Here is a 15,994-nt window from a genome sequence, read left to right as displayed (position 1 = left end):
GTTATCGTCCGGTCTGCGTAACCCACAGCTGACGATAACCGTCCACCTCCTCCATCCAGGCAATCTGTTTACCGTCTGGCGAAAAGACGATCGCGTCCGCCGAGGGCGCATGCGCATGCGTATCGGTTAAAAAGGTGATATCTCCCGTACCGGCATGGCAGCAGGCAATCCGATCCTCCAGCGCAAAACCCAGCCACTCTCCCGACGGATGCCAGTTAAACGCCGACTGGATACCCGACGCGTGATGCGTCAACTGCCGCGGCTCGCCCCCCTGCGGGGAAATAAGCCACAGCTGCACTACGCCGGCGTCGTCGCGCATCAGAAAGGCTATCGCCGTCGCCTGGGGATTGGCGCGCACCCAGTGGCGCGGGACGTTCACCAGTCCCGGGTAGCGGCGATGGTGGGTGAAGGTCAAACGACGCTGGCTGACGCCCGCCGGCGGCGCCGGCATTGTGGTTGCGGTACCGGCCAGCGGCGCCCCGCCAGGCTGCTTCCAGCCGGCTTCATCCTGCGGCAGATCGACAATAAACAGCTCAGGCACTTTATCGCCATTTTCCGCCAGCGTATCGCCAATAAACGCCAGAGTATGGTTCCCGACCCAGCCCTCCTCATAGGCGCGATTAATCTCATCGCTGCCCGGCGCGGGTGCCGGCGTCGTGCGGCTTACCAGCACGCACCAGTGGCTGCCGCCATATTCGCGCGGATGCTGTCCCTGCGGCGTCACCGGTCCATAGGGCGCCGCCACGCCGACGTTGCGCAGATCCAGCGCCGGATCGCGCTCGTGCAGCACGTGATCGTTGTAGGTAAAACTGACAAACTGACCGTTGGGGCTATAGACATGGACGTGGCTGCCGCCGCGCAGCGCGCCGGGCGTGTAGGGGGGGGTAATGTCCATGGCGTCCAGATTCTCGACAGCCCCCTGAAAGGCCACCACCCCGCGGCGATGATGAAAATCATACTGCCACTGCGCATCCGGCCGCTCGGGGCCATGAATAAACACATAGCGCTCCTGGGTTGGATGCACGGTTACCACGCCCACGTGCGCGCCCTGCGTGGCACGATAAATGGTCTCCACAGTACCGCTGTTTACGTTCACTCGCTCAATGGTTTCGCCGGTAAACGATGCGCCGGACGGACGAACGTCGAATACCAGCCACTGGCTGTCGGGAGTCCAGGTATTAATATTGGTAAGCTGGTGATGACGGGGAGCAAAAGTGACTTGTTTCATGACGATACCCTGATGCGAGACTTACGCATCAGGGTAGCGTATCGCAAAAAATTAGCCTACACGTTTCACATCGCCGACCAGCAGGATATAAGACAGCGCGCCTATTAACGCCACCACGGAGATATAAACCAGCGCCGGGCCAAAGCCGTAATCCTGTGCCAGATAGCCAATCACCAGCGGGACGGTGATGCCGCCCAGGCCGCCAACAAAGTTAAACACCCCGCCGGTCAGGCCGATCAGGCGCATCGGCGCCAGGGAGGAGACCAGCGACCAGGTGATAGACGCAAAACCGTTACCGAAGAACGCCAGCGCCATCAGCGCCATGATCCAGATGGGGTCGTTGGTGTAGTTTGCCCCCATGATGCAGGTGGAGATCAACAGTCCACAGATGATCGGCGTTTTGCGCGCCACGCCCAGCGAGTAGCCTTTTTTCACCAGCTTATCCGCCAGCCAACCAGACAGCAGGACGCCAAAAAACGCGGCGAGGAAGGGCACCGTGGTCATAAAGCCGGCCTTCAGCGCGGTGATGCCTTTTTCCTGGGTTAAGTAGTTCGGAAACCAGGTCAGGAAGAACCACAGCGTCGAGGTTACCGCGAACTGTCCAAGGTAAACGCCAACCAGCTTGCGGTGAAAAACCAGCTTCCAGTCCGCTTTCGATAACGGTTGACGCGCCTCTTTCTTCACCGGCGCATCGCCATCCACCAGGCCGCCGCCGTCGCGGATATAGTCGAGTTCGGCTTTACTGATGCTTTTAGTCAGGCGCGGCGGTTGATAAACCTTGAACCAGATCAGCGACCAGATAATGCCGATACCGCCGGTAACGATAAACACCCAGTGCCAGCTCAATAGCTCCTGGATCCAGATCAGCAGCGGCGTGAGGAAAGCCAGGCCAACAAATTGCCCCGAGGTATAAAACCCGACGGCGGAAGCGCGCTCGTGCTCCGGGAACCAGCTGGTCACCATGCGGTTGTTGGTCGGGAAGGCTGGCGCTTCGAAGATGCCGGTAATGGCGCGTAAACCGATAAGCGACATTAAACCGGTGGCGAAGCCTTGTAGCAACGTCGCCACCGACCAGCCAAATATAGCGATAAAGTAGGTAAGCCTGGATCCCACGCGGTCAAGGAACCAACCGCCAGGGATCTGGCAGAGGGTATACAGCCAGGCAAAGGCGGAAAATACGTAGCCCATTTCCGCTTTGCTAATACCAAACTCCTCCTGAATATGCGCCGAGGCGACGGCGAGGTTGGCACGGTCAACATAACAAATAACCACGGTAATAAAGATCATGATGAGCGTCAGATAACGGCGACGCCCGGTTTTTACAGCGGTAACTGAAATATCCATCGCAATCTGTCTCCAGATTTTGGGCATAGCGAAGCCGCTCACCATGCCCGGTAATTTACAGAGGGTGTTTTTGTTTTTTATTAATAACTATGTTGCGATGCGCTAAATAATTCGCGCTGGGGAAAGGCGGCAAATTTTCGCATCCCTGGGAGCATACAATAGTATGTGACCTGGGTAAGAAAATGCAGCCAACGCATCACCAGTGCGAAGTATGACGCGCATTTACCATTCGGCGACAGATCCATCCTCATACCGCCACAACGGATTTCGCCAGTCCGGCGCGTTTTTACTTAACTCAATCACGCGGGCCTCATCAATTTCCACGCCCAGCCCCGGCTTCATCAGAGGTTTAAAGAAGCCGCCTTCCATATTGAAATCTTCTTTGTTTTTCACAAAATCAAGCAGTTCGGCGCCTTTGTTGTAATGGATCCCCATGCTCTGCTCCTGGAAGACCGCGTTATGCGAAACGAAATCAACGTGCAGACAGGCTGCCAGCGCGATCGGCCCCAGCGGACAGTGCGGCGCCAGCCCAACGTCATAGGCTTCCGCCATACCGGCAATTTTATAGCATTCGGTAATACCGCCTGCGTGCGACAGATCGGGTTGTAAAATAGCCACCCCGCCCGCTTCCAGTACCCGTTTAAATTCAAAGCGCGAGAACATACGTTCGCCGGCGGCAATGGGAATATGCGTTTGCGCCGCCAGCCGCGGATAATATTCCGCCTGCTCGGCTAATACCGGTTCCTCAATAAATAATGGGCGATATGGCTCCAGCTCTTTAATTAATACCTTAGCCATCGGCGCGCTAACGCGGCCATGAAAATCGAGACCAAACTCAATTTCATTGCCAAACGCTTCGCGGATTTGCGCCACGGTATTCACCGCCGCGTCAACCGCGCGGGAATTATCGATGAGCCCCATCTCTTCGCAGCCGTTTAATTTAAAGGTGTCGAAACCAATGCCGCGCAGCTTCTTAATCCCGTCAATTACTTCGGCGGGGCGGTCGCCGCCCACCCAGCTGTAGGCTTTAATTTTGTCACGCACCAGCCCGCCCATCAGTTGCCAGACCGGGGCATTCAGAACCTTACCTTTAATATCCCATAGCGCCTGGTCAATACCGGCGATGGCGCTCATCATAATCGGGCCGCCGCGATAAAAGCCGCCGCGGTACATTACCTGCCACAGGTCGTTAATCCGCGCCGGATCCTGGCCAATCAGGTAGTCGCCAAATTCATGAACGGCCGCCTCCACCGTGCGGGCGCGCCCTTCAATCACCGGTTCGCCCCAGCCGACAATGCCTTCATCGGTTTCAATCTTCAGGAACATCCAACGCGGAGGTAAACGGTACGTGGTGATATTGGTTATTTTCATTTCACTGCCTCTCGATACGCTTTTACGAATGCGGCTGCCTGCTGCGCGGTACGTTCAACCGGCTGGCCGGCACGATAGAGATCGCTACCCAATCCTGCCCCAACACAGCCGGCATTAATCCACTGCGCCAGGTTTTCCGGCGTCACGCCGCCAACGGCAAAGACCGGAACCTCGGGCGGAAGCACGGCTTTCAACGCTTTGATGTAATCCGGGCCAAAAGCCGATGACGGGAAGATTTTCAGAGCCTGCGCGCCGGCATCGAGCGCGCTAAAGGCTTCGCTGGCGGTGGCGCAGCCTGGACACACGGTCATGCCGTAACCCACCGCTCGCCGGATCACTTCCGGTTGAATGTTTGGCGTCACAATCAGCCGACAGCCCATGGCCGCCAGCCTGTCGACCTGCTCCGGTTGCAGCACCGTGCCCGCGCCGATAAGCGCCTGCTCGCCGTAAGCGTCGACGACCTGCGGAATACTTTTCTCCCACTGCGGCGAGTTCAGCGGGATTTCGACCGCGTCGAAACCGGCGTCGATAACGGCGCCAACGTGAGCCAGCGCCTCGTCTGGCGTAATACCGCGCAGGATAGCGATAAGTGGAAGGTTAGTTTGCCACTGCATAAGCGATGCTCCTTATTCCTGTCTGAAATGCCGTATCGCCCGCAACCGCGCTGACTTCGCGGCCAATGGCGGCGAATGCCTGCTGATAGCGGGATGTTAACGATGACCCAGCGACGAGACTGATCGCCTGCTGTCCGGCGAATGTGTCGCTGAGGGTGGCAACTTCAGCGCCAATCAGCAGGCCGGAAACAAATTCGCTAACCTGCTCGCGAGGCAGCGCGCCCAGCACGTGCGAAGCGCGAACTTCAAACAGCTGCGGCAGGACGGCGGGGTTGTTGATACCGCGCTGCAGACCTGCCGCGAATGCGGCAGCGGACGTTTCCTGCGGCGGTAAGCCGGCGCCCACCAGCGAGTGCTGAAGCAACAAATGATGCAATTCCCCGGTCAAAACGGTACGAAAATCGTGAATTTGCCGGCGATCGGCCAGTACCCACTTGCAGTGGGTTCCCGGCATCACGTAGACAGACGAAGGGGCTAAGGCGCGAGCGCCCAGCAGCTGCGTTTCTTCCCCACGCATGACGTTATGGTTATCGTCACGGGAAACGCAAAGGCCGGGAATTATCCAGATATTATCGCCAACGGCAGTTAACTGCTGGCCAATATCCGAGAAAGCGGCAGGAAGCGGCAAATAGGGGGCGATTTTCCAGCCCACGTTGCTGCCGACCATCCCTGCCATCACCACCGGTGTGGCGCCATCGCGCCAGTGCTGTGTGATTTCCGCTAACACCGCAGCGGGAGAGCGACCATTCAGGCGCGTTACGCCTGCTTCAGATTGCCTGCTTTCCAGGCATTCTTCGCCCTGATAAAGCCAGGCGCGTAAATTCGTCGATCCCCAATCTATTGCGATGTAGCGAGCCGTCATGTGATTTCCTTAAGCCTTCGTGTCGAGCTGGCGATCATCGTCAACGCCGCCTGCTCCGCCGCGTCGCTATCCTGATGCCGAATGGCGTCAAATAGCGCTTTATGTTCCTGGAGGGTTTTCGGCATGTTGCCTTCATCGCCCATCCAGGTCCGTTCAAATACCGCCCGCTGCAGCGAACTGATCGCCACGCTAAGCTGCTGCAAAACCGGGTTATGTACTGACTGCAGCACCGCCTCGTGGTAGCGAATATCCGCTTCGTTAAAGGCATCCCGGTTTTGGTTGTTGGCGATCATGTCATTGAGCGCCGACTCGATTTCCGCCAGATCGCTTGAGGTGGCGCGTTCCGCCGCCCAACGCGCGATGGCGGGTTCAACCAGGTTGCGCACTTCACTCATCGCGCTGATAAGACGCGGGTCATAGTCATTTTCCAGTACCCACTGCAGCACCTCGGTGTCGAGGTAGTTCCACTGGTTTCTGGGAGCGACAAACGCGCCGCGATAGCGCTTCATTTCAATCAGCCGCTTCGCCATCAGGGAACGAAACACTTCACGAATGATGTTGCGCGAGGTTTCAAACTCCTCACAGAGTTCCGCTTCGGCCGGAAGCGCCGAACCCGGGACGTATTTACCGCTGACGATCTGTTTGCCCAGCGAGATCACAATGCGATCGGTCTTATTGAGAGTCATGGAGAGTCCTTATGCTCTATGTGTACTGCTCTACTTTACCGTCGCTGCTGAATTTCGCCTCATGTTTGTACTACTAACGTGATGCTGTACGTTATCAACATGAGCGTAATGTAGTACAACATTGTTGTGTTGTACTACAATTTGGATCACAAAAAGAACAATTCATGAAAATTAAAGCGCAGCGGCCCTGACAAGAGGCGATAAGAGAGAAAATTAAGGGAAGGAGGCGTTAAAACGCTTCGCCGACCTGGAAGTAAAAGCCGCTGCTGCCATTGCCGATACCGTAGTCGAGGCGAACATTAACGCGAGGTTTGAATTCAAAGCGGTAGCCAACGCCCGCCGAAGGCAGCCAGCGGCCATTATTCAGCGACGACAGTGAGGGCCCCATGGTTCCCGCCCCGGCCCAGGCGACAATCCCGTGCCGCCAGGTGAGCTGCCGGCGGTATTCCAGCTGGCCGCTGACGACCTTTTTATCCCGGTAGCGCCCCTGGTAGTAGCCGCGCATCCGTTCATCGCTGCCGAGCAGCGGCATCATGCTCCACGGTACCTCGCCCTGGGTGAAGGCGACATCGGCCTCTCAGGCGAGCACGCTTTTCTCGCTCAGGGCATGATAATGGCTATAGTGCAGCTGAAATTCCTCAAAGCGGGTATCGCTACCTAATCCGGGCGCATAGTGGGTATAGCGGAGGTTGGCATACTGACCCCGGCGCGGGTTAGGGACAAAGTCGCGATCGTCCCAGTTGATATCGATGCTGGCGCCGGAGCTGAATACCGACGGTCCCTGTGGAGTGTTTTCTATCTTCGGCCGATCGTCATGGTCCATCTCATCGGCATTCTGCGCCGCCAGCGACCATCCCGCCCCGAGATAAACATGATCGATAAGCTGCCGATAAAGGGTGGGTCGCAGGGTCAGTACCTGGGCGGTATACTTCTCTTTTTCATTGTCTTTATCCCCGGCATGAAAACCCTGCCCCCAATAATAAGTGGGCGTGTTGGCTATCGACCCGTCGACAAAAACGCGCCACAGATCACGATCGAAAAAGGTATAGTTTTTCACGCTGAGGCCAAAGGCGCCGGTAGAGCTGGCGTAGCCGCTGAGCGTCAGGGTCGAGTTCTGGCTGGTGGTATCCTGCGGGTCGGGACGATACAGGCCGACGACAGCGGTGCCAATGCCCAACCCTAGTTCCGGCGTATAGAACGGACCGGGCATCACGCCCCAGTCGATGCCTTTGCTGGCGTCGAACTTATCGCTGGCGCCGAGATGCTGCAGCCAGCCGTCGATTTTCTCGCGGCTGAGCGCCTCGGCCTGGCTGCCTGTCGGGCAGACCATCAGCAGCAGAAAAGTGATAAACAGTCGGCTCAAAAGCGATACTCGCCGGCAATAAAGAAACTGTTACGTTCGGCAAAGCCAAACTCGGTAGTAATATTAAAATTCTGCGTCAGCTCGTATTGCGCGCCCACCAGAACGTTCCATGGCGACTGAAGATGCTGCTTCACATCGAAGCGACCGTTATTGTCCTGGTTGGCCAGATTAACCATATTCTGCAGCATCGGCGACGGCATCGAGAGATCGCTGAGGCTGCCTTTAAACTCCTGCTGGACATCCTGATACATGCTGCCAACCCACAGATTTAGCTTTCCGGCGGGGAGATGCAGCGCATCGACCGATGGCGTACTGAAACGATAGCCAACGCGCGGCGAAAAGGTAAGCGCATCGATGCTGCCGTCGAGGATATCAAAGCGCGTTTGCGTGTAGTTGGCGTCCAGCACGGTAAACCAATTGCCGACGCCGCCCACCAGGGTGGTGCCCATCCCGTAGGTAGTACCTTTAAAATCGAGACGAAAGTCGAGATCCTGCATCCCCGGCAGGGGCACCACTTTACCGTTCGGTCCCTTCAGGCCGACAGCTATCTGCGAAATTGAATGCCCTTCGGTGTGCCCCACCAGGCCATAAACGTTCATAAACGGCAGCAGCCAGGCATCCAGCTTGAGCGTCTCGGTTTTGCTGCTTTCCCGCGTATGACCAACGCCAATCTGGAAAGCGTTATCCAGCGAGACCGGCCCATTAGCGAAAATGTTATTCACGGCGTGCTTGCAGACAGGATCCTTACCGCAATCGATATTGCGGCCATCCAGCGACAGCCCGGTGAAGTTTATGCTGTCGACATTAATATTCTGCCGCATATCCATATAGTTAATGCTGACGCCAAACGGCAGCGGCAGGACGTAGCCGCGCTTTCTGGCCTCATCGCCTAGCAAAGGGAGTAGCGAGGACGATGCTGCCGCCGCAGGCTGGCGACTTTCTGGCGCCGGCAGATCCGCGGGCTCTGCGCCGTGATAGGCATACGCCGGTTCGAGCGGCGCCGTTGGTTCCGCGGCCGCGCAAATCTGAACAGAGGCGAATGGCAGCGTAACCAACATCAAACGGTGGTATATATTCATGAAAAGTATGATGTTAGTTCTGAGTTGCTAAAAAGAGGGCGGGTAGCTTATAGAATCCCCTGCAAGGATTGAGGGATTTAAATGCGGATTAACATCTGTTCATGAAAAAAGAGAAGACAGACCCGGCGAACGCCGGGCCGGAAAGAAGTTTACGCTAAAACGTATTTTTCAATGGCGAAGGCAACGCCATCTTCAAGGTTCGATTTGGTGATGAAGTTCGCCGCTTCTTTGACCGCAGGAATGGCGTTATCCATTGCCACGCCGACGCCGGCAAATTCAATCATCGCGATATCATTTTCCTGATCGCCAATCGCCATAATCTCTTCCGGCTTGATGCCCAGCGCATCGGCCAGCGACTTCACGCCAGTGCCTTTATTGACGCGTTTATCCAGTATTTCGAGGAAGTAAGGCGCACTTTTCAGCACGGTGTACTTCTCTTTCACTTCCGCCGGAATACGGGCGATGGCCTGGTCGAGAATTGCCGGCTCATCAATCATCATCACTTTCAGCAGCTGGATCTCAGGATCCATTTTCTCCGCTTCGCAGAACACCAGCGGAATGGTTGCCACATAGGATTCGTGGACGGTGTAGTAGCTGATATCGCGGTTCGCGGTATACAGCGTATTGCGATCCAGCGCATGGAAGTGGGAGCCGACCTCGCGGGAGAGCTGCTCAAGGAAGCGATAGTCGTCATAGCTCAGCGCGGTTTGCGCGACGGTGCTTCCGTCACCAGCCTTCTGCACCAGCGCGCCATTGTAGGTAATGCAGTAATCACCCGGCTGCTCCATATGCAGCTCTTTCAAATAGCTGTGGACGCCAGCGTAAGGGCGACCGGTGGTCAGCACCACGTTAACACCGCGCTCGCGCGCCGCGGCGATGGCGGCTTTCACCGCTGGAGAGATGGTATGGTCGGGCAGCAGCAGCGTGCCGTCCATATCGATTGCAATCAGTTTAATAGCCATAGGGTCCCCGGGTAAGATGAGTCTCCCCTCATGCTAACGCGATTCCGCTCAAAAAACAGTAAAAGTGTCGGCCAGAAAGGGGGATGGAACCGCAGCAGCGGATTCCTCTTTTAGCGGCAAAAGAAAAGCCCGATCGCGCGATGCGACCGGGCTTATACATCCTGTTGCCCCGGTAAAACTCGTTACCGGGAAACATGCGGCTTAAATATCGATATTCGCCGCTTTCAGGGCATTCTCTTCGATAAACGCGCGACGCGGCTCAACGGCATCACCCATCAGGGTGGTGAACAGCTGATCGGCAGCGATGGCATCCTTGACGGTCACGCGCAGCATGCGACGGCTGTCCGGATCCATGGTGGTTTCCCACAGCTGATCCGGGTTCATCTCGCCCAGACCTTTATAGCGCTGGATGGAGAGACCGCGACGGGACTCTTTCACCAGCCAGTCCAGGGCCTGCTCGAAGCTGGCTACCGGCTGACGACGTTCGCCGCGCTCGATGTAAGCATCTTCTTCCATCAGGCCGCGCAGTTTCTCGCCCAGGGCACAAATACGACGATATTCCGGCCCCATAATGAACTCGTTATCCAGCGGATAGTCGGTATCCACGCCGTGGGTACGTACGCGAATAACCGGCTCAAAATGCTGCAGTTCTTTGTTCTCGTGGAGATCGAATTTCCACTGGCTGCCGTGCTGTTCTTTCTCGTTCAGCTCGGAGACCAGGGTGTTCACCCAGCGGGTCACCTTCTGCTCGTCCGCCAGGTCGGCCTCGGTCAGGGTCGGCTGATAGATTAGCTCTTTCAGCAGCGCTTTCGGGAAGCGGCGCTCCATGCGGCCAATCATTTTCTGGGTGGCATTGAACTCGGCAACCAGTTTTTCCAGCGGTTCGCCCGCCAGCGCCGGCGCATTGGCGTTGGTGTGCAGGGTCGCACCGTCGAGCGCGATGGAGATCTGATACTGATCCATCGCTTCGTCGTCTTTAATGTACTGTTCCTGCTTGCCTTTCTTCACTTTGTACAGCGGCGGCTGAGCAATGTAGACGTGGCCGCGCTCGACGATCTCCGGCATCTGACGATAGAAGAAGGTCAACAGCAGGGTACGAATGTGCGAGCCGTCGACGTCCGCATCGGTCATGATGATGATGCTGTGGTAGCGCAGTTTATCCGGATTGTACTCATCGCGACCGATACCGCAGCCCAGCGCGGTGATCAGCGTCGCCACTTCCTGGGAAGAGAGCATTTTATCGAAGCGGGCTTTCTCAACGTTAAGGATTTTACCCTTCAGCGGCAGGATCGCCTGGTTCTTGCGGTTACGACCCTGTTTAGCAGAGCCGCCCGCGGAGTCCCCTTCCACCAGGTACAGTTCGGACAGCGCCGGGTCGCGCTCCTGGCAATCCGCCAGTTTGCCCGGCAGGCCTGCCAGATCCAGCGCGCCTTTACGACGAGTCATCTCACGAGCGCGACGTGCGGCCTCACGGGCGCGCGCGGCGTCAATAATTTTGCCGACTACGATTTTCGCATCGGATGGATTTTCCAGCAGGTATTCGCTCAGCAGTTCGTTCATCTGCTGCTCCACCGCCGATTTCACCTCGGAGGAGACCAGCTTGTCTTTGGTCTGCGAGGAGAATTTCGGATCCGGCACCTTCACGGATACCACGGCAATCAGGCCTTCACGCGCATCGTCGCCGGTGGCGCTGACTTTCGCTTTTTTGCTATAGCCCTCTTTGTCCATATAGGCGTTAAGAGTACGGGTCATCGCCGCGCGGAAGCCGGCGAGGTGAGTACCGCCGTCACGCTGCGGAATGTTGTTGGTAAAGCAGTAGATGTTTTCCTGGAAGCCGTCGTTCCACTGCAGGGCCACTTCCACGCCGATACCGTCTTTTTCGGTGGAGAAATAGAAAATATTCGGGTGGATCGGCGTTTTGTTCTTGTTGAGATACTCAACGAACGCCTTGATGCCGCCTTCGTAGTGGAAATGGTCTTCTTTGCCGTCGCGCTTATCGCGCAGGCGGATAGAGACGCCGGAGTTCAGGAACGACAGCTCGCGCAGGCGTTTCGCCAGGATGTCATATTCAAATTCGGTGACATTGGTGAAGGTTTCCAGGCTTGGCCAGAAACGCACCATGGTGCCGGTTTTGTCGGTTTCGCCAGTCACGGCCAGCGGTGCCTGCGGCACACCGTGTTCGTACATCTGCTTGTGAACTTTGTTATCGCGCTGGATAACCAGCTCCAGCTTCTGCGACAGGGCGTTAACCACCGAGACGCCTACGCCGTGCAGACCGCCGGAAACTTTATAGGAGTTATCATCGAATTTACCGCCAGCGTGCAGGACGGTCATGATAACTTCCGCTGCGGAGACGCCCTCTTCCGGGTGAATGCCGGTCGGGATGCCGCGGCCGTCATCCTGGACGGAGACGGAGTTATCGCTGTGGATGGTGACAACGATATCTTTGCAGTAACCCGCGAGCGCTTCGTCGATAGCGTTATCCACAACCTCGAATACCATGTGGTGCAGACCGGTGCCGTCATCCGTGTCGCCGATATACATACCCGGGCGCTTACGCACCGCATCCAGCCCTTTCAGGACTTTGATACTGGAGGAGTCATAAGAATTCGACATCAACGTTTCTCGCTCATTTAATCTTGGGTTAATCCGTTATTTTACCTTTTTCCACGCGGAACATCTTCGAATTTTTGTCCGACATGTCCATAACGTGTTCAGCGCTGATCGCGCTGACGAAAACCTGCGACTGCGTCGCTTTCAGGCGGCTGGATAACAGACCGCGGCGGGCATCATCAAGTTCCGAGGCAAAATCATCTATCAGGTACAGGCAGCGCCGCCCGCTGACGCGGGTGAGGAACTCTCCTTGCGCCAGACGCAGGGCGCACATCAGCAGCTTAAGCTGCCCGCGCGACAAGGTATCTTCCACCGGCGCCCCGTCGGCGCGAATGCGAAAATCCGCTTTATGCGGGCCGTGGGCGGTGTAGGTTAACATTCTGTCGCGCTCGAAATTCCGCTCCAACACCTCCGCGTAGTCGGTCTCTTTTTCCCAGCCGCGCTGGAAAGAGAAGGTGAGCGTGAATTCCGGTAAAAATTGCTGACAGGTATCCGCCATGTCTTCGACGATAGCGGCGCTGTATTCGGCACGCCAGCGGCTGATCTGCTCCGCCAGCGGGATTAATTCCAGATCCCAAGGCCGCAGCTGGGCATAGCGGCTGACCTGACGCAGCGCGGCGTTGCGCTGCTTGACCAGGCGCTTCAGATTGCTCCAGGCGGTGAAGAATCCGGCTTCGTTATGAAAGCATCCCCAGTCAAGGAATGCTCTTCTGTATTTGGGGCCGCCGTTGAGTAAAGTAAACCCCTCCGGCGTAATCAGCTGCATCGGCATCAGGTGCGCCAGCTCCGCCACTTTGTGGCCGTCGGTGCCGTCGATACGCACCTTGCTGTCGCCCTGTTTGTCTTTGGTCAGGCCGATGGCGGTTTCCCGCTCTTCGCCCTGCAGACGGCCATGCAGAACAAACGCATCCTGCTCGTGGCGGATCACTCGGCCAATTTGCAAACTGCGAAATGCCCGGCCGTGGCCAAGCGTGTAGATAGCTTCCAGCACGCTGGTTTTGCCGCTGCCGTTCGCGCCAACCAGGAAGTTAAAGCCGGGAGATAAAGCGAGATCCGCGCTTTCAATATTGCGGAAGTCTTTGATGAGCAAGCGCGTCAGTGACATATCAGCGTTCTTTGGGCCAGGGCGTTATCGGCGCAGCCAGTTTCAACGCGGACTGCGCGCAGACCCTGGAGCGTACACAAAGTACGTGACAGGGGCGAGCACAGCCCAGGTTGAAAATGGCAAGTAAGATAGCCCGATATTTTCCACTACAATCTCATAGGCATGACGACATAGGCTGCGGATTGAGAGGCCGCATCCTCAATCTGCACGCTCGACACCGAATCCGTCAGCAGAATGCGTACATTCTCGCACTTCAGCGCATTCAGCACATCCAGCACATAGCTAACGTTGAAGCCAATCTCCATCTCCGTTCCGGCGTAGGTCACATCCAGAATCTCTTCCGCTTCTTCCTGTTCCGGGTTATTGGCGGTGATTTTCAGCTGGTTTTCGCTAACGTACAGCCGCACGCCGCGGAATTTCTCGTTGGAGAGAATCGCCGCGCGCGCAAAAGCCTGCTTCAGAATATCGCAGCCCGCTTCGAGGTGTTTATCCGGATTTTTCGGCAATACGCGGCGATAATCCGGGAAACGGCCATCAACCAGCTTAGAGGTGAAGATAAAATCGCCAACGTGGGCGCGGATATTGTTGCTGCCAATCTGCACGCGCAGCGGGGTATCGCCGCCGTCGAGCATCCGCATCAGCTCAATCACCCCTTTACGCGGCACGATCACCGAATGGTTCGGCAGCGACGCTTCCAGCGGCATCGAACAGACCGCCAGGCGGTGACCATCGGTGGCCACCGTGCGCAGTTCGCTGCCTTCGGTTTCAAACAGCATGCCGTTTAAGTAGTAACGAACATCCTGGTGCGCCATCGAGAACTGGGTGGCTTCGATCAGACGCTTCATGGTCGCCTGCGGCAGGGTAAACTCCACTTCACTCTGCCAGTCATCCAGATTCGGGAAATCGGCGGCGGGCAGGGTCGACAGCGAGAAGCGGCTGCGGCCGGAACGCACCAGCATGCGATCGCCTTCCAACTGAACCGCGATCTCCGCGCCTTCCGGCAGGCCGCGGCAGATATCAAAGAATTTCCGTGCCGGAACGGTCGTTGCGCCCGCTTCGTGCGGCTGAACCAGCGCCACGCGCGCCACCATCTCCATTTCAAGATCGGTACCGGTCAGCGACAGCGCGCCGTCCGCGACCTGAAGCAGCAGGTTACCGAGAATGGGCAGCGTCGGACGACCACCTAACGGACCGCTCACCTGTTGCAGCGGTTTTAATAAATGTTCACGTTCTACGGTAAATTTCATAGCGTCACGAGGATAATGTTCTGATTAAATTGGAAAAATCTTCTTTAATGTCGTGGCTTTCTTCACGCAGCTGCTCAATCTTGCGGCAGGCGTGCAGCACGGTGGTATGGTCTCGGCCGCCAAACGCATCGCCGATTTCCGGCAGGCTGTGGTTGGTCAGCTCTTTGGCCAGCGCCATCGCCATCTGGCGAGGACGCGCCACCGAACGGGAGCGGCGTTTGGACAGCAGATCCGCTACCTTAATCTTGTAGTACTCCGCCACCGTCTTTTGAATATTGTCGATGGTGACCAGTTTTTCCTGCAGCGCCAGCAGATCGCGCAGCGCTTCGCGCACGAAATCGATGGTGATCGCCCGGCCGGTGAAGTTGGCGTTGGCGATAACGCGATTCAGCGCCCCCTCCAGCTCACGCACGTTCGAGCGCAGACGCTTGGCAATAAAGAACGCCACTTCGCCCGGCAGGCGGATGTCGTTCTCGTCGGCTTTTTTCATCAGGATCGCGACGCGGGTTTCCAGCTCCGGCGGCTCGATCGCCACCGTCAGCCCCCAGCCGAAGCGGGATTTTAGACGATCCTCAACGCCGTTGATCTCTTTTGGATAACGATCCGACGTCAGGATGATCTGCTGATTACCTTCCAGCAGCGCATTGAAGGTGTGGAAAAACTCTTCCTGGGATCGTTCTTTATTGGCAAAGAACTGAATGTCATCGATCAGCAGGGCGTCAACGGAGCGGTAGTAACGCTTAAACTCTTCGATGGCGTTGTTCTGCAGCGCTTTAACCATGTCCTGAACGAAACGCTCGGAGTGCATATAGACCACTTTCGCGTTCGGCTTACGCGCCACAATGCCGTTCCCCACCGCGTGCAGCAGGTGAGTTTTACCCAGACCCGTCCCGCCATAGAGGAACAGGGGGTTGTAGGCGCCGCCCGGGTTATCCGCCACCTGACGCGCCGCCGCGCGGGCCAGCTGGTTAGATTTACCTTCGACGAAGTTATCAAACGTGTGTTTCACGTTAACGTTAGAGCGGTAGGTCGGCTCCGCCGGCGCCGGGACATTATCCCAGCCAGGGCGCACGATCGTCGGCGCCGCGCGCGCGGTCTGCACCTGCGCCGCCGGAATGGCCGCCGCAGCCGGGCTTACCGCCCCTTTCTGCAGCGAGCTGGCGGGCTTAGCGCCCACCTCAAAACGCAGCTGCGGGGCGTCCGCACCGCAAAAATCATTGAGGAGTCCATTGATATTATTGAGGTATTTGTCCCTTACCCAGTCGAGCACAAAACGGTTTGGCGCATACAGTGCCAGCGTGTTATCGCTCAGTTCCGCCTGCAATGGGCGGATCCACATGCTGAATTCTGTGGCTGGTAACTCATCCTGCAATCGGGCAAGACACTGCTGCCAAAGCGAAAGTGACACGGCGGACTCCACTCGAACATAAAATCGATATCAAAGAAAAACTGAAACAATCGTGATTGTTGGCACACGTCGACAAGACCCTGCATTAGCCGAAAAGCCCCTGCACAAAAGG

Annotated in this window: 12 protein-coding genes and 1 pseudogene; all 13 read right to left on the bottom strand. The window is 56.9% G+C overall.

Annotation, left to right across the window (positions count from 1 at the left end; genetic code table 11):
* Position 1 precedes the first annotated feature (1 nt).
* The gene (locus tag ACR809_RS00065) at positions 2 to 1,228 is read right to left on the bottom strand and encodes a DUF3748 domain-containing protein (RefSeq protein WP_004150284.1); all 1,227 of its coding nucleotides are present in this window, start codon (positions 1,226 to 1,228) and stop codon (positions 2 to 4) included.
* Between the two features lie 51 nt (positions 1,229 to 1,279).
* Positions 1,280 to 2,617, bottom strand: a complete 1,338-nt coding sequence (locus ACR809_RS00060; protein ID WP_004150285.1) for an MFS transporter — start codon at positions 2,615 to 2,617, stop codon at positions 1,280 to 1,282.
* A 177-nt stretch (positions 2,618 to 2,794) separates the two neighbouring features.
* On the bottom strand, positions 2,795 to 3,943 hold the full coding sequence (gene dgoD / locus ACR809_RS00055; RefSeq protein WP_016946147.1) for a galactonate dehydratase: 1,149 nt from the start codon (positions 3,941 to 3,943) through the stop codon (positions 2,795 to 2,797).
* Complete coding sequence (locus ACR809_RS00050; RefSeq protein ID WP_004181595.1) at positions 3,940 to 4,557, bottom strand: 2-dehydro-3-deoxy-6-phosphogalactonate aldolase; 618 nt, start codon at positions 4,555 to 4,557, stop codon at positions 3,940 to 3,942. Before ACR809_RS00050 ends, dgoD begins: the two co-directional genes overlap by 4 nt.
* Complete coding sequence (locus tag ACR809_RS00045; RefSeq protein WP_040227207.1) at positions 4,541 to 5,419, bottom strand: 2-dehydro-3-deoxygalactonokinase; 879 nt, start codon at positions 5,417 to 5,419, stop codon at positions 4,541 to 4,543. Before ACR809_RS00045 ends, ACR809_RS00050 begins: the two co-directional genes overlap by 17 nt.
* Entirely contained in the window at positions 5,416 to 6,105 is a 690-nt protein-coding gene (gene dgoR / locus ACR809_RS00040) for a D-galactonate utilization transcriptional regulator DgoR (protein ID WP_004145084.1), read from the bottom strand. Before dgoR ends, ACR809_RS00045 begins: the two co-directional genes overlap by 4 nt.
* Before the next feature lie 229 nt (positions 6,106 to 6,334).
* Positions 6,335 to 7,468, bottom strand: a pseudogene (locus tag ACR809_RS00035) (BamA/TamA family outer membrane protein).
* Positions 7,465 to 8,547, bottom strand: coding sequence for a hypothetical protein (locus ACR809_RS00030; protein ID WP_009485044.1), 1,083 nt, complete (start codon positions 8,545 to 8,547; stop codon positions 7,465 to 7,467). Before ACR809_RS00030 ends, ACR809_RS00035 begins: the two are co-directional and overlap by 4 nt.
* A gap of 149 nt (positions 8,548 to 8,696) precedes the next feature.
* Positions 8,697 to 9,509, bottom strand: a complete 813-nt coding sequence (gene yidA / locus ACR809_RS00025) for a sugar-phosphatase (protein ID WP_004151530.1) — start codon at positions 9,507 to 9,509, stop codon at positions 8,697 to 8,699.
* Between the two features lie 201 nt (positions 9,510 to 9,710).
* Positions 9,711 to 12,125, bottom strand: coding sequence for a DNA topoisomerase (ATP-hydrolyzing) subunit B (gene gyrB / locus ACR809_RS00020; protein WP_004173845.1), 2,415 nt, complete (start codon positions 12,123 to 12,125; stop codon positions 9,711 to 9,713).
* A 28-nt stretch (positions 12,126 to 12,153) separates the two neighbouring features.
* Entirely contained in the window at positions 12,154 to 13,227 is a 1,074-nt protein-coding gene (gene recF / locus ACR809_RS00015) for a DNA replication/repair protein RecF (RefSeq protein WP_004151532.1), read from the bottom strand.
* Between the two features lie 146 nt (positions 13,228 to 13,373).
* Complete coding sequence (dnaN, locus tag ACR809_RS00010; RefSeq protein WP_004145090.1) at positions 13,374 to 14,474, bottom strand: DNA polymerase III subunit beta; 1,101 nt, start codon at positions 14,472 to 14,474, stop codon at positions 13,374 to 13,376.
* Between the two features lie 4 nt (positions 14,475 to 14,478).
* The gene (dnaA, locus tag ACR809_RS00005; RefSeq protein WP_004151534.1) at positions 14,479 to 15,882 is read right to left on the bottom strand and encodes a chromosomal replication initiator protein DnaA; all 1,404 of its coding nucleotides are present in this window, start codon (positions 15,880 to 15,882) and stop codon (positions 14,479 to 14,481) included.
* Between the last annotated feature and the right edge of the window lie 112 nt (positions 15,883 to 15,994).

It is taken from the genome of Klebsiella sp. CD33 (genome assembly GCF_051992865.1).
GTDB lineage: Bacteria > Pseudomonadota > Gammaproteobacteria > Enterobacterales > Enterobacteriaceae > Klebsiella > Klebsiella pneumoniae.
The sequence above is the reverse complement of the archived record's forward strand: the minus strand, read 5'-3'. Positions and strand labels throughout refer to the sequence as shown.